The 21,054-nt window shown below is 65.0% G+C and carries 21 protein-coding genes; 14 read left to right on the top strand and 7 right to left on the bottom strand.

All coding sequences use genetic code 11. The features are described 5' to 3' along the window. Nucleotides 1–69: 69 nt before the first annotated feature. From HV793_RS22620 to HV793_RS22600, 5 genes are all read right to left on the bottom strand, one after another. Nucleotides 70–786: a succinate dehydrogenase iron-sulfur subunit gene (locus HV793_RS22620; RefSeq protein ID WP_054450743.1), complete on the bottom strand. Its 717-nt coding sequence runs from the start codon at nucleotides 784–786 to the stop codon at nucleotides 70–72. An 18-nt stretch (nucleotides 787–804) separates the two neighbouring features. Beyond that, nucleotides 805–2,571: a succinate dehydrogenase flavoprotein subunit gene (sdhA, locus tag HV793_RS22615; RefSeq protein ID WP_225589297.1), complete on the bottom strand. Its 1,767-nt coding sequence runs from the start codon at nucleotides 2,569–2,571 to the stop codon at nucleotides 805–807. Nucleotides 2,572–2,586: 15 nt separating this feature from the next. After that, a complete protein-coding gene (gene sdhD / locus HV793_RS22610) occupies nucleotides 2,587–2,970 on the bottom strand; it encodes a succinate dehydrogenase, hydrophobic membrane anchor protein (protein ID WP_013392308.1) in 384 nt (127 codons plus the stop codon). Further along, nucleotides 2,970–3,383 (bottom strand): succinate dehydrogenase, cytochrome b556 subunit, encoded by a 414-nt coding sequence (gene sdhC / locus HV793_RS22605; protein ID WP_013392307.1) that lies wholly within the window; start codon nucleotides 3,381–3,383, stop codon nucleotides 2,970–2,972. The genes sdhD and sdhC overlap by 1 nt, the downstream gene beginning before the upstream one ends. Nucleotides 3,384–3,504: 121 nt before the next feature. After that, nucleotides 3,505–4,284 (bottom strand): GntR family transcriptional regulator, encoded by a 780-nt coding sequence (locus HV793_RS22600; protein WP_042792450.1) that lies wholly within the window; start codon nucleotides 4,282–4,284, stop codon nucleotides 3,505–3,507. Between the two features lie 367 nt (nucleotides 4,285–4,651). On the opposite strand from HV793_RS22600, the gene HV793_RS22595 reads away from it, so the two are divergent. The 14 genes from HV793_RS22595 to HV793_RS22530 all read left to right on the top strand — a co-directional run bounded on the left by HV793_RS22595 (nucleotide 4,652) and on the right by HV793_RS22530 (nucleotide 19,246). Then, entirely contained in the window at nucleotides 4,652–5,641 is a 990-nt protein-coding gene (locus HV793_RS22595) for a malate dehydrogenase (protein WP_013392305.1), read from the top strand. Nucleotides 5,642–5,893: 252 nt separating this feature from the next. Next, nucleotides 5,894–6,784: a methylisocitrate lyase gene (gene prpB, locus HV793_RS22590; protein ID WP_054450739.1), complete on the top strand. Its 891-nt coding sequence runs from the start codon at nucleotides 5,894–5,896 to the stop codon at nucleotides 6,782–6,784. 95 nt (nucleotides 6,785–6,879) lie between these two features. Further along, nucleotides 6,880–8,073 carry a bifunctional 2-methylcitrate synthase/citrate synthase gene (gene prpC, locus HV793_RS22585; RefSeq protein WP_042792448.1) on the top strand — a complete coding sequence of 398 codons (1,194 nt, stop codon included), beginning with the start codon at nucleotides 6,880–6,882 and terminating at the stop codon, nucleotides 8,071–8,073. A gap of 70 nt (nucleotides 8,074–8,143) precedes the next feature. After that, nucleotides 8,144–9,595 (top strand): bifunctional 2-methylcitrate dehydratase/aconitate hydratase, encoded by a 1,452-nt coding sequence (locus HV793_RS22580; RefSeq protein WP_175213968.1) that lies wholly within the window; start codon nucleotides 8,144–8,146, stop codon nucleotides 9,593–9,595. A gap of 99 nt (nucleotides 9,596–9,694) precedes the next feature. Beyond that, a complete protein-coding gene (locus HV793_RS22575; protein WP_175163653.1) occupies nucleotides 9,695–10,123 on the top strand; it encodes a CopD family protein in 429 nt (142 codons plus the stop codon). 33 nt (nucleotides 10,124–10,156) lie between these two features. Beyond that, a complete protein-coding gene (locus HV793_RS22570) occupies nucleotides 10,157–11,893 on the top strand; it encodes a THUMP domain-containing class I SAM-dependent RNA methyltransferase (protein WP_054450736.1) in 1,737 nt (578 codons plus the stop codon). Between the two features lie 247 nt (nucleotides 11,894–12,140). Beyond that, nucleotides 12,141–12,329: a hypothetical protein gene (locus HV793_RS22565; RefSeq protein WP_006389355.1), complete on the top strand. Its 189-nt coding sequence runs from the start codon at nucleotides 12,141–12,143 to the stop codon at nucleotides 12,327–12,329. 130 nt (nucleotides 12,330–12,459) lie between these two features. Next, entirely contained in the window at nucleotides 12,460–12,978 is a 519-nt protein-coding gene (locus HV793_RS22560) for an RDD family protein (RefSeq protein WP_054450734.1), read from the top strand. A gap of 147 nt (nucleotides 12,979–13,125) precedes the next feature. Further along, nucleotides 13,126–14,034, top strand: a complete 909-nt coding sequence (locus HV793_RS22555; protein WP_054450732.1) for a DUF2167 domain-containing protein — start codon at nucleotides 13,126–13,128, stop codon at nucleotides 14,032–14,034. Between the two features lie 144 nt (nucleotides 14,035–14,178). Further along, on the top strand, nucleotides 14,179–15,051 hold the full coding sequence (locus HV793_RS22550) for a UDP-2,3-diacylglucosamine diphosphatase (RefSeq protein WP_119450948.1): 873 nt from the start codon (nucleotides 14,179–14,181) through the stop codon (nucleotides 15,049–15,051). Between the two features lie 127 nt (nucleotides 15,052–15,178). Then, on the top strand, nucleotides 15,179–16,873 hold the full coding sequence (locus HV793_RS22545; RefSeq protein WP_175213967.1) for an acetate--CoA ligase: 1,695 nt from the start codon (nucleotides 15,179–15,181) through the stop codon (nucleotides 16,871–16,873). Between the two features lie 22 nt (nucleotides 16,874–16,895). Continuing rightward, nucleotides 16,896–17,417 carry a gamma carbonic anhydrase family protein gene (locus HV793_RS22540; RefSeq protein WP_054450727.1) on the top strand — a complete coding sequence of 174 codons (522 nt, stop codon included), beginning with the start codon at nucleotides 16,896–16,898 and terminating at the stop codon, nucleotides 17,415–17,417. A 73-nt stretch (nucleotides 17,418–17,490) separates the two neighbouring features. Then, on the top strand, nucleotides 17,491–18,420 hold the full coding sequence (hslO, locus tag HV793_RS22535; RefSeq protein WP_054450725.1) for an Hsp33 family molecular chaperone HslO: 930 nt from the start codon (nucleotides 17,491–17,493) through the stop codon (nucleotides 18,418–18,420). 91 nt (nucleotides 18,421–18,511) lie between these two features. After that, the gene (locus tag HV793_RS22530; protein WP_225591407.1) at nucleotides 18,512–19,246 is read left to right on the top strand and encodes a pilus assembly protein; all 735 of its coding nucleotides are present in this window, start codon (nucleotides 18,512–18,514) and stop codon (nucleotides 19,244–19,246) included. 36 nt (nucleotides 19,247–19,282) lie between these two features. Here HV793_RS22530 and ftsB read toward each other — a convergent pair whose 3' ends face one another. After that, on the bottom strand, nucleotides 19,283–19,696 hold the full coding sequence (gene ftsB / locus HV793_RS22525) for a cell division protein FtsB (RefSeq protein ID WP_054450721.1): 414 nt from the start codon (nucleotides 19,694–19,696) through the stop codon (nucleotides 19,283–19,285). A 68-nt stretch (nucleotides 19,697–19,764) separates the two neighbouring features. Continuing rightward, nucleotides 19,765–21,051, bottom strand: a complete 1,287-nt coding sequence (gene eno, locus HV793_RS22520; RefSeq protein ID WP_054450719.1) for a phosphopyruvate hydratase — start codon at nucleotides 21,049–21,051, stop codon at nucleotides 19,765–19,767. Nucleotides 21,052–21,054: the final 3 nt, after the last annotated feature.

The following is a 21,054-nucleotide window of genomic DNA, read 5'->3' as shown; positions in this document are numbered from 1 at the left end:
GGGCGTTTTTGCCTTGGGACGGCCCGGCGGCAAAAAATGCCGCCGGAGGCAAAATGCGCTTAATAAAAACTAGACCGTACGGCGAACCATCAGTTCCTTGATCTTGCCGATCGCCTTGGTCGGGTTCAGTCCCTTGGGACAGACGTCGACGCAATTCATGATGGTGTGGCAACGGAACAGGCGGTACGGATCGTCCAGATTGTCGAGGCGGCTGCCCGTGGCTTCGTCGCGGCTGTCGGCGATGAAGCGGTAGGCTTGCAGCAGGCCGGCCGGGCCGACGAACTTGTCCGGGTTCCACCAGAACGACGGGCAGGAAGTGGAACAGCACGCGCACAGAATGCACTCGTACAGGCCATCCAGCTCTTCGCGGGCCTCGGGCGACTGCAGACGTTCCTTTTCGGGCGGCGGCGTGTCGTTGATGAGGTACGGGCGGATCGAGTGGTACTGGTTGAAGAAGTGCGTCATGTCCACGATCAGGTCGCGGATGACGGGCAGGCCCGGCAGCGGACGCAGAACGATGGGTTCCTTCAGTTCGCGCAGGTTGGTCGTGCACGCCAGACCGTTCTTGCCGTTGATGTTCATGGCGTCCGAACCGCACACGCCTTCACGGCACGAGCGGCGCAGGGCCAGGCTGTCATCGACGTCGTTCTTGATGCGCACCAGCGCATCGAGCAGCATCTTGTCGGTCGGCTGGAGTTCGACTTCCAGCTTCTGCATGTACGGGCGCTCGTCCTTGTCCGGATCGTAGCGGTAGATTTCGAACTTGACGATTCTCTTGGTGCTCATAGTGGGCTCAATCCGGACTTAGAAGGTACGCGCCTTGGGCGGGAAGGACTCGACCGTCAGCGGCTTCATCTGCACGGGCTTGTAATCCAGGCGGCTGCCTTCGGAGTACCACAGCGTGTGCTTCAGCCAGTTCTCGTCGTCGCGCGTCGGGTGGTCGTCCAGCGCGTGCGCGCCGCGGCTTTCGGTGCGGTTGGCGGCCGACTTGATCGTGGCGCGGGCCACTTCGGTCATGTTCGCCAATTCCAGCGCCTCGACGCGCGCGGTGTTGAACACCTTGGACTTGTCCTTGAAGTAGATGTTGTCGGCTTGCTTGGCCAGATCTTCGATCTGGGTCACGCCTTCGTTCAGCAGTTCCAGCGTGCGGAACACGCCGCAGTGGCGCTGCATCGAGAAGCGGATGGCGTTGCCGATGTCCTGGGTCTTCTCGCCCGAGGTGCGCGATTCCAGCTTGTTGATGCGGTCCAGCGAGAATTCGACGGCTTGCTGCGGCACGGGCTGGTGCGCGTGCTGGCGTTCCGGATGCGAATTGACGATGTGGTTGCCGGTGGCGCGACCGAACACGATCAGGTCCAGCAGCGAGTTGGTGCCCAGGCGGTTGGCGCCGTGCACCGACACTGCGGCGCATTCGCCGATCGCGTACAGGCCGTTGACGATCTTGTTCTCGCCGTTTTCGCGCGTCAGCACCTGGCCGTGGTAGTTGGCCGGAATGCCGCCCATCTGGTAGTGGATGGTCGGAACGACGGGGATCGGTTCCTTGATCGGGTCCACGTTGCCGAACTTGATCGCGATTTCGCGGATCGAGGGCAGACGCTTGTTGATCACGTCGGCGCCCAGGTGATCCAGCTTGAGGACCACGTAGCTGCCGTCCGGACCGCAGCCGCGGCCTTCCTTGATTTCCTGGTCCATCGAGCGGGACACGAAGTCGCGCGGGGCCAGATCCTTCAGCGTGGGCGCATAGCGCTCCATGAAGCGTTCGCCATCCTTGTTCAGCAGGATGCCGCCTTCGCCGCGCACGCCTTCGGTGATCAGCACGCCGGCGCCGGCCACGCCGGTCGGGTGGAATTGCCAGAATTCCATGTCCTGCAGCGGAATGCCCGCGCGGGCGGCCATGCCCAGGCCATCACCGGTGTTGATGAAGGCGTTGGTGGAAGCGGCCCAGATGCGGCCGGCGCCGCCGGTGGCCAGCACCGTGGTCTTGGCTTCCAGGATGTAGATTTCGCCCGTTTCCATTTCCAGGGCGGTCACGCCCACGACGTCGCCCGCTTCGTTGCGCAGCAGGTCCAGCGCCATCCATTCGACGAAGAACTGGGTACGCGCGGCGACGTTGCGCTGGTAGAGGGTGTGCAGCAGCGCGTGGCCGGTGCGGTCGGCAGCGGCACAGGCGCGCTGGACCGGCTTTTCACCGAAGTTGGCGGTGTGGCCGCCGAACGGACGCTGGTAGATGGTGCCGTCGGGGTTGCGGTCGAACGGCATGCCGAAGTGCTCGAGCTCGTACACGGCGTTCGGCGCTTCACGGCACATGAATTCGATGGCGTCCTGGTCGCCCAGCCAGTCCGAACCCTTGACGGTGTCGTACATGTGCCAGTACCAGTTATCTTCGCTCATGTTGCCCAGCGAGGCGCTCACGCCGCCCTGTGCGGCAACCGTGTGCGAACGCGTGGGGAACACCTTGGACAGCACTGCAACGGACAGGCCCGCTTGGGACAGTTGCAGCGAACAACGCATGCCGGCTCCACCGGCGCCAACGACCACCACATCAAACTGGCGGCGCGGCAGGGATTTCATGACAGAGACCACGGCTTAAATGCTCCAGAGGATTTGCGCGAAGTAAACGACCGAACCGACCAGCCAGAGGATCGTCAACACTTGCAGCAGCAGGCGCACGCCCACCGACTTGACGTAGTCCATCCAGATGTCGCGCACACCAATCCAGGCATGCCAGGCCAGCGCAATGAATGCAAGGGTGGCCAGGATCTGGCCAACCGGAAGAACGCCCACGTAGAAGTTGAACAGTGCGGTCCAGTGCTCGTACGTGAAGGCCGGCATCATCAGGATGCCGATGAGCAGCACCAGCGTATACACGGCCATGATGACGGCGGTGATGCGCTGGATGATGAAATCCATGACGCCGTAATGGGCGCCCACGACCAGACGCTTGGGTCCGTAGTTTTTGACGTCGGCCATTACAGCACTCCGAACAGTTTGAGAGCGAACACCAGGGTCAGCGCCAGGCTCACCCCGAAAACCACGCCGGCGCTCTTCTTGGCCGACAGCTTGTCGATACCGATGTGCAGGTCCAGCAGCAGGTAGCGGATGCCGGCACAGAAGTGGTGCAGATAGCCCCAGATCAGGACCAGGAAGACAAGCTTGACGATCGGGTTGCCGGCGTACGCGGCCACGGCTGCGAACGTCTGCGGTGCGGCCACGCTGGCCGCGAACAGCGGCAGAATGACCAAGGGAAGACAGAGGAACAGCAGCGCACCGCTGACGCGGTGCAGGATGGACAGCTTGCCGGCCAGGGGCAGGCGGTAGCTGGCGAGTTGCGCAATACCAATATTGCGAAACTGCGGACGTGGCTTGGCAGCGGTGTCGGACATGACGGCCTCGGTGTTTCGGAACTAGGGAATCGTTACGGCGGAAATGCCGTAGCCCTTGCGGGCAAACACGGTATTTTCGCCCAGAGATAGGGTCGGTATCAAATCGTAGGTAAAAAACTCATCAATTCAGACTATTGCGGTAGTGGTATCGATCGGTCAAGTACAACCCCCGGCGGATTTCCATGGGGCGGTCACCATACGTATAAGACACCCTATCAACCTGCAACAACGGCGTCCCGGCGGGAACATTAAGCAGCGGACAGACCTCGGCCGGCGCGATCACCGCGCGCAGCTTTTCGTCCGCGCGCACCATGCTCACGCCGAATTCGGATTCGAACAGACCGTAGAGCGGCGCCTTGTTGGCGGTCAACAGCTCCAGGGTCAGTCCACGGAAAATGGAACCGGGCAGCCAGATGTCGTCCACGACGGTGGGCGTCTGCCCCATGGACAGCAGGCGGCGGATCATGACGACGGTTTCGCCGGCACGCAGGTCCAGGGCGCGCGCGATCTCGGCGGGCGCCCGCAGGCGCCGGCATTCCAGGATGCGGCTTTCGGCCCGGCCGGCCTCGCCTTCGTCATCGGCGGCCAGGCGCAGGAAGCGGTAGCGCACGCGCGCTTCGTGGTGGGTGGCGACGAAAGTGCCCTTGCCCTGGCGGCGCAGCAGCATGTGCTCGGCAGCCAGCTCATCGACCGCCTTGCGCACCGTGCCCTGGCTTACCTGGAAACGGGCAGCCAGATCGATTTCGCTGGGGATGAGTTCGCCGGGCTTCCATTCGCCGCGTTCCAGGCTCTGGACAAGCAGATCCTTGATTTGCCGGTAGAGCGGACTGAAAGCGGCCCCCTCGCCCGCCGTGCGGGCGGCGCGAATGCGTAAGGAGGTTTCGGGCCGGGGCTCTGCCATGGATCTTTTTGATTGAGTCATGTTTATCCGGGGAAATGGGAGGGCGGCGCAAGGCAGCGAACCCATCCGCAATGCGCTGCCGCCGCCAGTGTTCTGGCTTGATACAGGCGCGCAACCGAAACCGGGTTGCGGCGCATTCGAATAAACGCTCTATTGTGGCATATCGGCCGGGCGGCTGTCCAACGTCTTATGTCTTATATAAGATAGAAGAGCAATTGACGGACACGTAAATTCGATCTAGGATTCAACGCTGCCCGGGCCCCGCGCCTGCCACTGCGCACGCCGTTGCATACGCGTTGATTTTCACGCCCAACGATTACACTGCTTGGTGAGATTTTTTCTCGCCAAACCATTACGGAGAACGTCCATGTCCAAGCCTGCCTTGCGTGTCGCCGTCACCGGCGCCGCCGGCCAAATCGGTTACGCACTGCTATTCCGCATCGCCTCCGGCGAAATGCTGGGTAAAGATCAACCCGTCATCCTGCAACTGCTGGAAATCCCCGACGAGAAAGCGCAAAAGGCCCTGAAGGGCGTCATCATGGAACTGGATGACTGCGCCTTCCCGCTGCTGCAAGAAGTCACCGCCCACAGCGACCCGCGCACCGCCTTCAAGGACGCCGACGTGGCCCTGCTGGTTGGCGCCCGCCCGCGCGGCCCCGGCATGGAACGCAAGGACCTGCTGTCGGTCAATGCCCAGATCTTCACGGCTCAGGGCAAGGCCCTGAACGACGTCGCCAGCCGCAACGTCAAGGTCCTGGTCGTCGGCAACCCGGCCAACACCAACGCCTACATCGCCATGAAGTCGGCGCCGGACCTGCCCGCCAAGAACTTCACCGCCATGCTGCGCCTGGACCACAACCGCGCCCTGTCGCAACTGGCTGCCAAGTCCGGCAAGGCCGTCGCCGACATCGAAAAGCTGGTCGTGTGGGGCAACCACTCGCCCACGATGTACCCCGACTACCGCTTCGCCACCGTCGGCGGCGAATCGCTGTCCAAGCTGATCAACGACGACGCCTGGAACCGCGACACGTTCATCCCCACCGTGGGCAAGCGCGGCGCCGCCATCATCGAAGCCCGCGGCCTGTCCTCGGCCGCTTCGGCTGCCAACGCCGCCATCGACCACGTCCGTGACTGGGTCCTGGGCAGCAACGGCAAGTGGGTCACGATGGGCATCCCGTCGGACGGCTCCTACGGCATCCCCGAAGGCATCATCTACGGCGTGCCGGTCACGACCGAAAACGGCGAATACAAGCGCATCGAAGGCCTGGAAATCGACGCCTTCTCGCGCGAGCGCCTGGACTTCACGCTGAAAGAGCTCCTCGAAGAGCGCGACGGCGTCAAGGACCTGCTGAAGTAAGCAGCGCATGAGTAAAGAATTGGGCCCGTTTGCGCGGGCCCAATTCCTAGGCAAGACCGAAACATAAACCTGTCCCTTTGCCCCTGCGCAAAGGAATGTCGCGAAGGGGACAGATTTATTTTCCGGGCCCGCGGTAAGGTCAGGAACCAGGACGGGACGCATCCCGGCCTGGCCTGCAACGCGCCAGTCCGCAGTCCAGTCGTTTCATCCGGGGCCCACGAAAACACCCGGTCCAAATTACGGAGACCACCCATGTCCAGACCCGAATCCGCCGGCGCCCTCTTTCGCCGCGCGCTTGCCGAAGAAAGCCCCCTGCAGATCATCGGCGCCATCAACGCCAACCACGCGCTGTTGGCCAAGCGCGCCGGCTACCGCGCCATCTACCTGTCCGGCGGCGGCGTCGCGGCTGGTTCGCTGGGCCTGCCCGACCTGGGCATCAACACCATGGACGACGTCCTGACGGACGTGCGCCGCATCACCGACGTCTGCGACGTGCCCCTGGTGGTCGACATCGATACCGGCTTCGGCCCGTCGGCGTTCAACATCGCCCGCAGCGTCAAGAGCCTGATCAAGTTCGGCGCCGCCGCCTGCCACATCGAAGACCAGGTCGGCGCCAAGCGCTGCGGCCATCGCCCCGGCAAGGAAATCGTCTCGACCGAAGAAATGGCCGACCGCGTCAAGGCCGCGGCCGACGCCCGCACCGATACGGACTTCTACCTGATCGCCCGCACCGACGCGATCGCCTCCCATGGCGTGGACGCCGCCATCGAGCGCGCGCTGGCCTGCGTGGAAGCGGGCGCCGACGCGATCTTCGCCGAAGCCGCCTACGACCTGCCTACCTACGACCGCTTCGTCAAGGCGGTCAAGGTGCCGGTGCTGGCCAACATCACCGAATTCGGCAAGACGCCGCTGTTCTCGGTGGAAGAACTGAAGAGCGTGGGCGTGGGCATGGTGCTCTACCCGCTGTCGGCCTTCCGCGCCATGAACAAGGCAGCCGAAGCGGTCTACACCGCCATCCGCCGCGATGGCCACCAGAAGAACGTGGTGGACCTGATGCAGACGCGCGAGGAACTGTACGACCGCATCGGTTACCACGAATTCGAATCGAAGCTGGACGCGCTGTTCCAGAAGGGCAAGGCCTAAGCCAGCCCACGGTTTCCGGCGTCGCGGCAGCCGCCCGGCGCCTTGCATGCCCACCCCCAATAGCAACGACCATCGCGAAAGGAAGGAGTAGAGACATGAGCACGGCTCCCAAGAAGCAAGTGGCCAAGACGGACGCCCAGCCGGAAGAAAAAGCCGGCTTCAAGCCCAAGAAGTCGGTTGCGCTGTCCGGCGTCGTCGCCGGCAACACCGCACTGTGCACGGTCGGCCGCAGCGGCAACGACCTGCACTACCGCGGCTACGACATCCTGGACATCGCCGACGCCAGCGAGTTCGAGGAAATCGCCCACTTGCTCGTCCACGGCAAGCTGCCGAACAAGGCCGAACTGAAGGCCTACAAGGAAAAGCTGCGCAGCCTGCGCGGCCTGCCCGCCCAACTGCAAGCCGCGCTGGAAGCCTTGCCCGCCGCCAGCCACCCGATGGACGTGATGCGCACCGCCGTGTCCGTGCTGGGCTGCGTGCTGCCTGAAAAAGACGACCACAACACCCCGGGCGCGCGCGACATCGCCGACCGCCTGATGGCCAACCTGGGCTCGGCGCTGCTGTACTGGTACCACTACAGCCACAACGGCCGCATCATCGACGTGCAGACGGACGACGACAGCATCGGCGGCCACTTCCTGCACCTGCTGCACGGCGAAAAGCCCAGCGACGAGTGGGTCAAGGCCATGCACATCTCGCTGAACCTGTACGCCGAACACGAGTTCAACGCGTCCACGTTCACGGCCCGCGTCATCGCCGGCACCGGCTCGGACATGTTCTCCGCCATCTCGGGCGCCATCGGCGCGCTGCGCGGCCCCAAGCACGGCGGCGCCAACGAAGTGGCCTTCGACGTGCAGAAGCGCTATGAAACCCCGGACGAGGCCGAGGCCGACATCCGCCGCCGCGTCGAAGCCAAGGAAGTTATCATCGGCTTTGGCCACCCCGTCTATACCGTGTCCGACCCGCGCAACAAGGTCATCAAGGAAGTGGCCAAGAAGCTGTCCAAGAAGGCCGGCAGCACCAAGATGTTCGACATCGCCGAACGCTTGGAAACGGTCATGTGGGACATCAAGAAGATGTTCCCCAACCTGGACTGGTTCTCGGCCGTCAGCTATCACATGATGGGAGTCCCCACCGCCATGTTCACGCCGCTGTTCGTCATCGCGCGCACGGCGGGCTGGTCGGCCCACATCATCGAGCAGCGCATCGACAACAAGATCATCCGCCCCACCGCCAATTACGTGGGCCCGGAAGACCAGAAGTTCGTGCCGCTGGAAAAGCGCAAGTAAGCCACGACACCAGGGCGCGGACGAGGGCACGGCATGGCCACCTGTATTCATTCCATGGAGAGGTACCGCTATGTCTGCCCCGATCTCCAACGTCCGTCCCGATCCCGACCTGGTTCTGGTCGATATCGCCGACTACGTCCTGAAGTATGAAATCCAGAGCGGCCTGGCGTACGAAACGGCGCGCAACTGCCTGATCGACACGCTGGGCTGCGGCCTGGAAGCGCTGGAGTATCCAGCGTGCAGGAAACTGCTGGGGCCCATCGTCCCCGGCACGACCGTGCCCCACGGCGCCAAGGTGCCGGGCACGCAATTCCAGCTCGATCCCGTGCAGGCCGCCTTCAACATCGGCACGATGATCCGCTGGCTGGACTTCAACGACACCTGGCTGGCCGCCGAATGGGGCCACCCGTCCGACAACCTGGGCGGCATCCTGGCCACCGCCGACTGGCTGTCCCGCACGGCGGTCGCGGCCGGCAAACCGCCCCTGCTGATGCGCGACGTGCTGACCGGCATGATCAAGGCGCACGAGATCCAGGGCTGCATCGCACTGGAAAACTCCTTCAACAAGGTCGGCCTGGACCACGTCGTGCTGGTGAAAGTTGCCTCCACCGCCGTGGTGGCGCAGATGCTGGGCCTGAGCCGCGATGAAGTGATCAATGCGGTGTCGCTGGCCTGGGTCGATGGCCAGAGCCTGCGCACCTATCGCCACGCGCCCAATACCGGCAGCCGCAAGAGCTGGGCCGCGGGCGACGCCACCAGCCGCGCCGTGCGCCTGGCGCTGATCGCCCGGACCGGCGAAATGGGCTATCCGTCCGTGCTGACGGCCAAGACCTGGGGCTTTTACGACGTGCTGTTCAAAGGCCAGCCGTTCCGGTTCCAGCGCCCCTACGGCAGCTACGTGATGGAAAACGTGCTGTTCAAGATTTCGTTTCCAGCCGAATTCCATGCGCAGACCGCCGTCGAGTGCGCAATGGAACTCCACGCCCGGCTGCAGGCCGCCGGCAAGAACGCCGACGACATCGCGAAAATCACAATCCGCACGCACGAAGCCTGCATCCGCATCATCGACAAGAAGGGACCGCTGGCCAACCCGGCCGACCGGGACCACTGCATCCAGTACATGGTGGCGGTACCGACGCTGTTCGGCCGCCTGACCGCGGCCGACTACGAGGACACGGTGGCGCGGGATCCGCGCATCGACGCGCTGCGCGACAAGATTGTGTGTGTCGAAGACCCGGCTTACACCCGCGACTATCACGACCCCGACAAGCGTTCGATCGCCAATGCGCTGACGGTGGAATTCAAGGACGGCACGCGGCTGGACGAGATCGTCTGCGAGTACCCCATCGGCCACAAGCGCCGTCGCGCCGAAGGCATACCGCTGCTGGAAACCAAGTTCCGCACCAATCTGGCGCGCATGTTTCCAGCCCGCCAGCAAGACTGCATCCTGCAGGCCTCGCTGGACCAGAAGCGGCTGGAAGCCATGCCGGTCCACGAGTACGTCGACCTGTACGTGATCTGAGCCGCCTCCTCGCAAAGCCCTGCCCGCGGGGCTTTGCCTCTTGGCCTGAACGCGTAGTGGCGCAGCTTACAATGCGGCTTTCCTCGACTGGATCGCGCCATGGCCATGCTTTGGGTCAAGACCTTTCATATTGTCTTTATCGCTTCCTGGTTCGCCGGCCTGTTCTACCTGCCGCGCATATTCGTGAATCTGGCGCAGCAATCGGACCCCGCGGTCCAGACCACCCTGCTGGGCATGGCGCGCCGCCTGTACCGTTTCACCACCATCCTGGCCGTGGTCGCGGTGGTATTCGGCATGTGGCTCTATCTGGGTTATCGCATCGGCGTGGGCCCCGGCAACGGCTGGATGCACGCCAAGCTCTTTTTCGTCCTGCTCGTCATCGGCTACCATCACGCCTGTGGCCTGATGCTGCGCAAATTCGAACAGGGCAAAAACACCCGTTCGCACAAGTTCTATCGCTGGTTCAACGAAGTTCCCGTCTTGCTGCTCTTGGTGGTGGTGGCGCTGGTCGTCGTCAAACCCTTCTGATACCCCTACCTCTGCACATTCGCCAGGATTCGTATGTCCTCTGATGAACAGGACCGCCCGCGCAAGACGCTGACGATCAAGAAAACGGCGCGCGACGCCTATGCCGAAGACGCCCCCAAGCGCACCCGCAGCGGCGCCCGCGCCCGTCTGGTCGCGCAACAGGAGCGCACCAAGGAAAGCATCGAACGCCAGAAAGATCCCGCCGCCTATCAGCGGCGCAAGGACGAGGAAGCGCGTGGCCCGCGCGGCGCCGGCCGCGGCCAGTCCGCGCGCGGCGCGTCGGATCGGGCGGCGCCGGGACGCGGCGCCTCGGACCGGGCGGCATCGGGGCGACCTGCTACGGACCGCAAGCGGGCCGACAGCCCGCGCCGCGAAACTGAATCCGGCGGCCGCTCCGGCCGCGCCCCGCAGCGCGCGCCGCGCCTGCGCGACGATCAGTACATCGCGCCGGCCACCCCGGCGGGACGCTTCTACGACCCGTTCGAGGACGACGGTCCGGCGCCGGAATATCAGGCTGAACCCGAGCACGAATCGGATTTTGTCGAAGCACGTAACCGGGACCAAGACCACCGCGAACCCGCCGTCGAGGTCCGCAGCCGCCGTCCGCGCGAAACCCGCCAGGCGGAAACATTTCCCATCTTCGCCCCCTGCCCCCAAGGACTGGAAGAGGCGCTGACGGCCGAAATGCAGGCGCTGGGCTTCGAGGACGCCCAGGCCGGCCGCGCTGGCTGCTCGTTCACGGCCGATTGGGCCGGCGTGCAGCGCGCCAACCTGTATTCGCGCCTGGCGACCCGTATCCTGGTGCAGGTCGCCCATGCCGAGATTTCGCACGAAGACGACATCCTGGACCTGGCCCGCGACACTCCCTGGGAGCGCTGGTTCGGCGCGGAGCAGACCCTGCGCGTGGATACCTCGGCCATCAAGAGCCCGGTGCAAAGCCTGCAGTACTGCAATTTGCGCGCCAAGGACGGTATCTGCGACCGCCTGCGCGAACTGGAAGGCGAACGCCCCAGCATCGACACCGTGCGTCCGGACGCACGCGTGCACCTGTTCCTGACCGGGCATACCGCGACGCTTTACCTGGACACCTCGGGCGAGTCGCTGTTCAAGCGCGGCTGGCGCCTGGACAAGGGCGAGGCGCCGCTGCGCGAGAACCTGGCCGCAGGCATGCTGGCGCTGGCGGGCTGGGATCCAGCCGCCCCACTGCTGGATCCGTTCTGCGGATCGGGCACCATCCTGATCGAGGCTGCCTGGATCGCCCTCGGCGTGCCCCCGGGCATCTCGCGCCCGTTCGGCTTCGAACGCCTGCGCGGACATGACGCCTACCGCTGGCGCGACCTGAAGGACGATGCCCGCGCGCGCATCCTGCCGCAACTGGACGCGCCGCTGGTCGGCTACGACCTGGACCCGCGCGCGATCGAATTCGCCCGCAACAACGCCGAACGCGCCTGGCTGACCGAAGACTCGATCCGCTTCGAGGTCGGCGATGCCCGCCACGTCACGGCGCCCGCCGACCACGGCTGGATCGTCACCAACCCGCCCTATGGCGAGCGCATGGGGACCGAACAGGACGCGGATCTGTGGCGCGACTGGGCCACCTGCCTGAAGCGCAATTTCGCGGGCTGGCAACTGCACGTCATCACCAGCGACCTCACCTTGCCCAACCAGATGCGCTTGAAGCCCAAGCGCCGCGTGCCGCTGCACAACGGTTCGCTGGACTGCCGCCTGTTCGGTTTCGAGCTGGTCGCGGCCGGTTACCGCGACGCCTGAGCGCCCCTGCGCCCCGGGAGGTTTCGGCCCCCGGGCGCCCCCCTTCCCCTTGAACAGCGCGTTGTAAAGGCGCCGCAACATGGCGCGCTTATCTTTGCTTATGGTTTTCCCCAGCACCGTTTGAGCGCATCATCGCACCAAGGTGTTGCCAATATGCACCAGGCACTTGCACAAGTTCAGGGTTAACCCCTATAATTCGGGTTATCCCTAGTAGCTAAACAAACAGTGCAAGCCCGTGGAGGCTATTGTGATCAACCCGAACAACACCATCCGCCTGACCGACGAACTCGAGCGCCAACTGATGCTCCAGGCTATCGAAGAACAATTCCGTCCGCACCCGATGCGGGCGTTGGCCGCCGGCCTGCGTAAGCTGGCCCACGGCATCCGTGCCCTGGCTGGCAAGACGAGCGCCAAGAACGCGCACTCCGCCGCCTGAGCAAGGCCCCAGGCTTACGGCCTGAACAGTTTTCCCCTTGGGGGCTGCATAGCCCCTTTTAAGACCCGCCCTTACCGGTGGGTTTTTTTTTGCCTTGGAAGGCCTGGGCTTTGTCGGATAATAGCGACCCATGACGACCGACGCCCTCCTCGACCAGACCCCCAACCGGCTGCGCCGGTTCGCCTGCATGATGTACGAAGCCGTGCTGCTGTTTGGCGTGGTGTTCCTGGCTGGCTACCTGCTGGATACCCTGACCCAGAGCAAGAACGCGCTGGAATTGCGCGGCGCCCGGCAGGCCTGGCTGTTCGTCGCCATCGGAGCGTATTTCGTGCTGTGCTGGCGCCGCCGCGGCCAGACCCTGCCCATGAAAACCTGGAACATCCGCCTGGTCGACCGCGACGGCAACACCCCGTCCACGACCCGCCTGATGTTGCGCTACGTCCTGGTCTGGCCTCTGGTGCTGGCCGGCGCGGCGGTCGTGTGGGCGGCCGCCAGCGCCACCGGCTGGCCTTCGATGGACATGTTCATCGTCGCCGCGCCCTTCACCATCTTCGTCTGGTCCTGGTTCGATCCCGACGGCCAGTTCCTGCACGATCGCATCCTGGGCACGCGGCTGCGCAACGCGCCGCGCCACAAGAAGGCCCGCTAGCCTGCGCCGGCAGCGTCAGCCGACGCGCCGTATACATTCTGCGACAAACGGCAACATCGTGCGCCGAATTAGCTGTTTGCTTTCAGAAAGTTGAAAGTCGACCGCAAAGACAATGGGGCCCCTTTTTTCAGACGCCCTAGAACCATCATGCGCGCTTTCCTTTCCCGTGTTGCGCTGGCCGCCGCCAGCGCCCTGTTCCTGCTGCCCGCCGGCGCCCTGGCGCAGAACGCCGCCGCCCAACAGGAAATCGAAGCGGCCACCAAGGCCGCCTTCGCCGCTGCCCAGGAAGGGCCCGCCGACGTCAAGCTGGGCGAGCAGGCGGTCGTGCATCTGCCCGAATCCATGTTCTTCGTGCCGCGCCTGCAGGCGGACCGGCTGATGGCGGCCTACGGCAACGGCAAGGATCCTTCCCTGCTGGGCGTGGTGATGCCCAAGAGCGACGATGACGATTGGGTCATCACCGTCAATTTCGACAAGGCCGGCTACATCAAGGACGACGACGCCAAGAACTGGAACGTCAACGAATTGCTGGACAGCCTGCGCGAAGGCACCGAGCAATCCAACGAAGAGCGCAAGAAGCGCGGCTTCCCCGAACTGATCATGGACGGCTGGGTCGAGGCGCCGAAGTACGACAGCAACTCGCAGCGCCTGGTCTGGTCGGTCGCGGTCAAGCACAAGGGCGAAAGCGCCACCGAGAACCCCACCGTCAACTACAACACCTACGCGCTGGGCCGCGACGGCTACATCACGCTGGACCTGATCACGCAGAAGAGCATGGTGCCCAAGGACAAGACGGCCGTGCTGACCCTGCTGGACAACCTGAACTACGTCGAAGGCAAGCGCTACGCCGACTTCAACTCCTCGACCGACAAGGTGGCCGAGTACGGCCTGGCCGCCCTGGTGGCTGGCGTAGCGGCCAAGAAACTGGGCCTGTTCGCCGTGATCGCCGCCTTCCTGGCCAAGTTCGCCAAGGTCGGCCTGCTGGCCGCGGCCGCGCTGGGCGGCGGCATCTGGAAGCGCCTGCGGGCCAAGAAGGCCAACCCGCAGCAGCCCTGACTGCCGACTCCGGTCGCGGCCCCCCCGAACCCATGAACCCGATGCACGGCGGTCCGCCGTGCATCGCAGAGCCTCGCCCGCCGTCACAACAGCGTCACGCAGCGTTCACGTTCCGGTCATCGCCGGATGGTTTCATTCCCAGGCATGAGCACAGCCCCTGGGAAAGCGACCGTGAACGAAATCCGCCCCGCGCACTGGCGCGCCCTCTGGATTTCCGATATTCACCTGGGCACCGCCGGGTGCAAGGCGGAATTCCTCCTCGACTTCCTGGACCACAACGATTCCGACACGCTCTACCTGGTGGGGGACATCGTCGACGGCTGGCAGCTGCGCAAGCACTGGCACTGGCCCCGGGCGCACAACGACGTCATCCAGCGCATCCTGCGCAAGGCGCGCAACGGCACCCGGGTCGTATTCATCCCGGGCAACCATGACGAATTCGCGCGCGAGTTCGCTGGCTATGCCTTCGGCGACATCGAGATCCTGGACGAGGACGTGCACACCACCGCCAAGGGGCAGCGCCTGCTGGTGCTGCATGGCGACCAGTTCGACGGCGTGATCCAGCACAGCCGCTGGCTGGCCCACCTGGGCGACGGGCTCTACCAACTGGCGCTGTGGATCAACCATCATTTCAACCGGCTGCGCCACCGCCTGGGACTGCATTACTGGTCCCTGTCGCAATACCTGAAGCACAAGGTCAAGAACGCCGTGTCCTTCATCACGGACTTCGAAGAGGCGCTGGCGGGCGAAGCCCGGCGACGGGGCCTGGACGGCGTAGTCTGCGGCCATATCCACAAGGCCGAACTGCGCTACGTGGGCGAGATCCTCTACTGCAACGACGGCGACTGGGTGGAGAGCCTGTCCGCCCTGGCGGAGACGCACGACGGCCAGCTCCAGTTGCTGGACTGGGCCACTGTCATGGCGGATCGCGAAGCCGATCCCGCCGCCCGGCCGCCCCGCTCGCTGACGCTGCCGGCCCTGCCCTCCGCACTGCGCCGCCAAGGCAAACACCCGTGATAACCCGTATGCGTCCCCGTTACGCAACGGGGATGTTGCAGTTCACGGCCCTCTAGGTCATGCTTGCATCTGGGGCAACGGGCCAACTTGACCCGTTCACGCTGCAACATGCTCACAACATAGGGCCATGAACGACCAATATCAGGCGCTCTACCAAACATTCCGCTGGCTGGTACCCACCCAGTTCAACATCGCGGAAGCGTGCTGCCACCGCTGGGCATCCAGCAGTCCGGATGCGCGGCGCATTGCCATCTACTACGAAGATGAATCTGGCAACCGCGAGGTCTGGACCTATGCTCGCCTGGCGGAAGCGGCCAATCAGCTGGCCAACGGCCTGGTGAAAATGGGCGTTGGGCGCGGCGACCGCGTGGGTGTGGTGCTGGGGCAACGGCCCGAGACCGTGGTGGCCCATATGGCCATCTACAGCGTCGGCGCGGTAGTGCTGCCGCTGTCCGCCCTGTTCGGCCCCGAGGCCCTGGAAAGCCGCCTGCGCGACTCCGAAACCCGGGTCGCGATCGTGGATTACGCCTCCAGCGCCAACCTGCTGGCCGTAAGCGACAACTGTCCCAACCTGCAGCAGATCATCGGCATCGGCTTCGCCGACGAACGCGTATTGCCCTGGCGCAGCCTGCTGGCGCGCCAACCCAGCGAATTCAAGATGGTCCAGACCCGTTCCTCGGACCCGGCCATCCTGCTCTATACCTCCGGCACCACCGGCGCCCCCAAGGGCGCGCTGCTGCCGCACAGCGTGCTGATCGGCAACCTGCCGGGCTTCGTGGCCTCGCAGGACTGGTTCCCCAAGCCCGCCGACGTGTTCTGGTCGCCGGCCGACTGGGCCTGGACCGGCGGCATGATGGACGCCCTTCTGCCCACCCTGTACTTCGGCCACCCCATCGTCGGCACGCGCGGCCGCTTCTCGGTCGAGCGCGCATTCGAGCTCCTGGAACGCTACCAGGTCACCAACACCTTCCTCTTTCCCACCGCGCTCAAGATGATGATGAAAGCGGTGCCGGAGCCGCGCGGCCGCTACCAGCTGGCCCTGCGTTCCATCATGAGCGCCGGCGAAAGCGTGGGCGAGACCGTCTTCGAATGGTGCCAATCGGCGCTGGGCGTAACGCCCAACGAAATGTTCGGCCAGACGGAAATGAACTACGTGGTGGGCAACAGCCAGAAGCGCTGGCCCGCCAAACCAGGCAGCATGGGCCGCCCCTACCCGGGCCATAACGTCGCGGTGCTGGACGAGGACGGCAAGCCGGTCGCGCCCGGCGCCACCGGCGAGATCGCCGTCAACCGGCTCGATATCCATGGCTACCCGGATCCCGTGATGTTCCTGGGCTACTGGCGCAATGAAACCGCCACCCAGGCCAAGTTCAAGGGCGACTGGTGCCTGACTGGCGACCTGGCCAAGATCGACGCCGACGGCTACCTCTGGTACGCAGGCCGCACCGACGACGTATTCAAGTCCGCCGGCTACCGCATCGGGCCGGGCGAAATCGAAAGCTGCCTGATCGGGCATCCGGCCGTGGCCAACGCCGCCGTCGTGCCCAAGCCGGACGCCGAGCGCGGCGCCCTGGTCAAGGCCTACGTGGTGCTGACGCCGGAGTTCGCGCAGCGCGACCGCAACGACATCATCGAGAACCTGCAGGAACATGTGCGCGAGCGCCTGGCCCCGTATGAGTACCCCAAGGAGATCGAATTCGTCGACGAGCTGCCCATGACCACCACCGGTAAAATCCAGCGCCGCATCCTGCGCCTGCGCGAAGAAGAGCGCTCGCGGATGACCGCAGCCATTACAGACGCGCCGCACGCCCCCAAGGCGTGACGCCGCAACCGGAGACCTAGGCATGCCCATTTACCAGCTCGACGACCTGATTCCCCGCATCGACCCGGCGGCCTATGTGGCCGACAGCGCCGACATCATCGGCAACGTAACGCTGGAGGCAGGCGTCAGCATCTGGTCCAACGTGTCGATCCGCGGCGACAACGACGCCATCCTGATCAAGAGCGGCACCAATATCCAGGAAGGCAGCGTGCTGCACGTGGACGACGGCTGTCCCATGACCATCGGCCCCAACGTCACGGTAGGCCATCAGGCCATGCTGCACGGCTGTACCATCCATGAAGGCGCCCTCGTGGGCATGCAGGCCATCGTGCTGAACAATGCCGTCATCGGCCGCAACTGCCTGATCGGCGCCGGCGCCATCATTCCGGAAGACCGCATCATTCCCGACAACTCCCTGGTCATCGGCATCGGCAAGATCGTCCGCGAGCTCTCGGACGAGGAAATCGCCAATCTGCACAAGAACACCGCCCATTACGTGGCGCGCGGCCAACACTACAAGACCGCGCTGAAACGGATCGGCTGAGCGCCCCGGGGCGGCGCTTCGACCCTGCTGGCGGCAGGGGGAATAGACGGGCCTGATCGGCTAACATTCCTCCATGACCGATCAGCTCAAGAAATACCTTACCGAAGACCGCAGCGTCCGCATCCAGGCCGTGCGCCTGGACGCGACCTGGAAGGCCGTGCAGGCCAATCACGACTACCCTCCCGCCATCACCCACCTGCTGGGCGAACTGGTGGCGGCGTCCACGCTGCTGGCCGCCAACATCAAGTTCGACGGCTCGCTGGTGCTGCAGATCCAGGGCGACGGCCCCATTGCCCTGCTGGTGGTGGAATGCCGCAACGACCTGAGCCTGCGCGCCACCGTCAAGATGCGCGAAGGCCACGACGTGCCCAGCGACGGCAACATGCAAAGCCTGCTGAACCCGGGCGGCAACGGCCGTTTCATCGTGGTGCTGGATCCGCAGCGCAAGCTGCCGGGCCAGCAGGCCTATCAGGGCATCGTGCCCCTGCAGGGCGACACCGTGGCCGAAGCCCTGCAGCACTACATGAAAGCCTCCGAACAGCTGGATACCCGGCTGTGGCTGGCGGCCGACGCCGACCATGCCACGGGCATGCTGATCCAGCGCCTGCCCTACCACGGCGGCTCGGACGCGCCCGCTCTTACCGAGCAGAACGCCGCCGAAACCTGGGACCGCGCCTGCGCCCTGGCCGGCACCATCAAGCGCGATGAACTGCTGGCCACCGACATCGACACGCTGATCCATCGCCTGTTCTGGGAAGAAACCCTGGTGGCGTTCGATCCGCTGGCGGTGCGCTGGCACTGCCCCTGCACCCGCGAACGCGTTGCCAGCATGCTGCGCACGCTGGGCCAGGAAGAGATCAACAGCATCCTGGCCGAACGCGGCCAGGTCGACGTGGCCTGCGACTTCTGCGGCAAACCGTATAAGTTCGACTCCGTCGACTGCGCCACCTTGTTCTCGTCCGGCGCAGCTCCGGCCGCGGACGAACCTCCCACGGTGCACTGATCCACACCGGCGGCCTGGCCGCCGGGACGTTTCGATCACGCCAGCTTATCCTCATCGACAGGCGGCCATGCCTGCGCCAGACTGCGCAGCCATGACCGCCTTTTTTCATGCACCCTCCTGCCGGCAACGCGGCGCCGCCGCCATCGAATTCGCGGTGGCGGGCGCCGTGGTGCTGCTGCTGGGCCTGCTGGCGATCGAAACGGCCCGCTGGCAGGGCGTGCGCCAGATGGCCTATCTGGCGCTGATGGAGGCTGGACGCGCCGGCGCCACCGGGCACGGCGATCCAGCGCGCATGCGCATGGCCTTTCTGCAGGCCCTGCTGCCGCGGTACGCCGATGCGCAGGGCCAGGCCGGCGCACGCCGCCGCCAGGAAGACGAGCAAGCCGAGCTGGCCGCCATTTCGGGTACCCACCCCTGGCGCATCGAAGTCCTGCTGCCCGACGAGCAATCGTTCCGCGAACACGCCCGCCCGGATCTCAAGGTACCCGCGGCGTCAGGCCTGCGCGCCATCGACAACGGCTACCAGGACCTGCAGCATGCGCGCCGGCCGCCGCAGCCGGGCGGCCAGACCATATTCCAGGCCAACACCTTGAAGCTGCGGCTGACCTATCTGCACAAGCCGTTGCTGCCGCCCTTGCGGGCGCTGCTGGCCGCGCTGGGCTCCGATCGCGGCAGCTATGCCGGAAACGCGCAGACCCGGGGCCTGTTACCCCTGCGCATGGAACTGGAAACGGAGATGCATTCGCACCCGGTGGATTGGGCGCGCAGGACGCCGCAACCCGCCGGCATCGTGTACGGAGAGTGCCGCAGCGTGCGCTGCGGTTGAACGGAACGGGGAATGAACAGGAACGGCAGCCGGCGCTCAGTGCCGGGCGTTGGCCTGATTGGCGGGCTTGGGAGGCGTAGCCGCAGGGCGGGCCGCCGGCGCGCTGGCGCGCGCGGGGGTGGCCGGCTTGGCCGCGGCGTCGGCAGCCAAAGAGGCGCCGCCAGCCGGGGCCGGGGTGTTCTGCGGCAGGATGTGCACGAACACCTCGCCGTCGCGCATCATGCCCAGTTCGCCGCGGGCGCGTTCCTCGATGGCGCCGGAGCCGCCTTCGAGGTCGCGCACTTCCGCTTCCAATGCGGCATTGCGCGCGCGCAGGCCTTCGTTGGTCTCGCGTTGCTCCGCCACCTGGCGTTGCAGATCCCAGACCTTGAACCACCCGCCCTTACCCAGCCACAGCGGGTATTGGATCAGGCCTAGCAGCACGAACAGCACCAGGAACAACAGGCGCATACGCGGGAACCCTCAGCAGTCGTGGCGTGGATGCGGCCCCGGGATTGCGCCTGGGGCCGCGCTTCTCATCAACGCAGGTTGTAAAAAGCTTCCAAGCCGGGATACGACGCGACTTCAGCCAGCTCTTCCTCGATGCGCAGGAGCTGGTTGTACTTGGCCATGCGGTCCGAACGCGACAGCGAACCCGTCTTGATCTGCATGGCGTTGGTCGCCACGGCGATATCGGCGATGGTGGAGTCTTCGGTTTCGCCCGAACGGTGCGACACGACGGCGGTGTAGCCGGCTCGCTTGGCCATTTCGATGGCGGCGAAGGTCTCGGTCAGGGTGCCGATCTGGTTGATCTTGATGAGGATCGAGTTGGCGACGCCCTTCTGGATGCCTTCGCGCAGGATCTTGGTGTTGGTAACGAACAGGTCGTCGCCCACCAGCTGCACCTTCTTGCCCAACTGGTCGGTCAGGAGCTTCCAGCCTTCCCAGTCGTTTTCGGCCATGCCGTCTTCGATCGAGATGATCGGGTACTTGTCGCACCAGGTGGCCAGCAGATTGGTGAATTCCTGCGAGGACAGCGAGATGCCGCCTTCGCCGGCCAGCGTGTACTTGCCGTCGCGGTAGAACTCGGAGCTGGCGCAATCCAGGCCCAGGGCGATCTGCGTGCCCGGCTCGTAGCCGGCTTCGGTGATGGCCTTCAGGATCAGCTGGATGGCGGCTTCATGGCTGGCCACGTTGGGCGCGAAACCGCCCTCGTCGCCCACTGCCGTGGACATGCCTTGGCCGTGGATCAGCTTCTTGAGCATGTGGAAGACTTCGGCGCCCCAGCGCAGGGCTTCGCGGAAGCTGCCTGCGCCCACCGGCAGAATCATCAGTTCCTGCAGGTCCAGCGTGTTGTTGGCGTGCGCGCCGCCGTTGATGACGTTCATCATCGGCACGGGCATGCTCATGGGGCCGCTGCCGCCGAAATAGCGGTACAGGGACAGGCCCGATTCGTCGGCGGCGGCGCGGGCCACGGCCATGGAGGCGGCCAGGATCGCGTTGGCGCCCAGGCGTTCCTTGGATTCGGTGCCGTCCAGCTCGATCAGGGTGCGATCGACGAAGGTCTGTTCCTGGGCGTCCAGGCCCATCAGGGCTTCCGAGATTTCCGTATTCAGGTTCTCGACGGCGCGCAGCACGCCCTTGCCCAGATAACGGCTCTTGTCGCCGTCGCGCAGCTCGATGGCTTCGCGCGCGCCGGTGGACGCGCCCGACGGCACGGCCGCGCGGCCCATGGCGCCGGACTCCAGCAGCACATCGCATTCGACGGTGGGGTTGCCGCGCGAATCCAGAATCTCGCGGCCGATGATATCGACGATAGCACTCATGAC

Origin of the sequence: Achromobacter aegrifaciens (genome assembly GCF_902859965.1) — a bacterium.
Lineage (GTDB): Bacteria > Pseudomonadota > Gammaproteobacteria > Burkholderiales > Burkholderiaceae_B > Achromobacter > Achromobacter aegrifaciens.
This window is presented reverse-complemented; position numbering and strand designations above follow the sequence as displayed.

Coding starts and splice junctions, on each gene's coding strand:
- HV793_RS22620 (WP_054450743.1), bottom strand. CDS start 786: ATGAGCACCAAGAGAATCGTCAAGTTCGAAATCTACCGCTACGATCCG.
- sdhA (WP_225589297.1), bottom strand. CDS start 2,571: ATGAAATCCCTGCCGCGCCGCCAGTTTGATGTGGTGGTCGTTGGCGCC.
- sdhD (WP_013392308.1), bottom strand. CDS start 2,970: ATGGCCGACGTCAAAAACTACGGACCCAAGCGTCTGGTCGTGGGCGCC.
- sdhC (WP_013392307.1), bottom strand. CDS start 3,383: ATGTCCGACACCGCTGCCAAGCCACGTCCGCAGTTTCGCAATATTGGT.
- HV793_RS22600 (WP_042792450.1), bottom strand. CDS start 4,284: ATGGCAGAGCCCCGGCCCGAAACCTCCTTACGCATTCGCGCCGCCCGC.
- HV793_RS22595 (WP_013392305.1), top strand. CDS start 4,652: ATGTCCAAGCCTGCCTTGCGTGTCGCCGTCACCGGCGCCGCCGGCCAA.
- prpB (WP_054450739.1), top strand. CDS start 5,894: ATGTCCAGACCCGAATCCGCCGGCGCCCTCTTTCGCCGCGCGCTTGCC.
- prpC (WP_042792448.1), top strand. CDS start 6,880: ATGAGCACGGCTCCCAAGAAGCAAGTGGCCAAGACGGACGCCCAGCCG.
- HV793_RS22580 (WP_175213968.1), top strand. CDS start 8,144: ATGTCTGCCCCGATCTCCAACGTCCGTCCCGATCCCGACCTGGTTCTG.
- HV793_RS22575 (WP_175163653.1), top strand. CDS start 9,695: ATGGCCATGCTTTGGGTCAAGACCTTTCATATTGTCTTTATCGCTTCC.
- HV793_RS22570 (WP_054450736.1), top strand. CDS start 10,157: ATGTCCTCTGATGAACAGGACCGCCCGCGCAAGACGCTGACGATCAAG.
- HV793_RS22560 (WP_054450734.1), top strand. CDS start 12,460: ATGACGACCGACGCCCTCCTCGACCAGACCCCCAACCGGCTGCGCCGG.
- HV793_RS22555 (WP_054450732.1), top strand. CDS start 13,126: ATGCGCGCTTTCCTTTCCCGTGTTGCGCTGGCCGCCGCCAGCGCCCTG.
- HV793_RS22550 (WP_119450948.1), top strand. CDS start 14,179: ATGAGCACAGCCCCTGGGAAAGCGACCGTGAACGAAATCCGCCCCGCG.
- HV793_RS22545 (WP_175213967.1), top strand. CDS start 15,179: ATGAACGACCAATATCAGGCGCTCTACCAAACATTCCGCTGGCTGGTA.
- HV793_RS22540 (WP_054450727.1), top strand. CDS start 16,896: ATGCCCATTTACCAGCTCGACGACCTGATTCCCCGCATCGACCCGGCG.
- hslO (WP_054450725.1), top strand. CDS start 17,491: ATGACCGATCAGCTCAAGAAATACCTTACCGAAGACCGCAGCGTCCGC.
- HV793_RS22530 (WP_225591407.1), top strand. CDS start 18,512: ATGACCGCCTTTTTTCATGCACCCTCCTGCCGGCAACGCGGCGCCGCC.
- ftsB (WP_054450721.1), bottom strand. CDS start 19,696: ATGCGCCTGTTGTTCCTGGTGCTGTTCGTGCTGCTAGGCCTGATCCAA.
- eno (WP_054450719.1), bottom strand. CDS start 21,051: ATGAGTGCTATCGTCGATATCATCGGCCGCGAGATTCTGGATTCGCGC.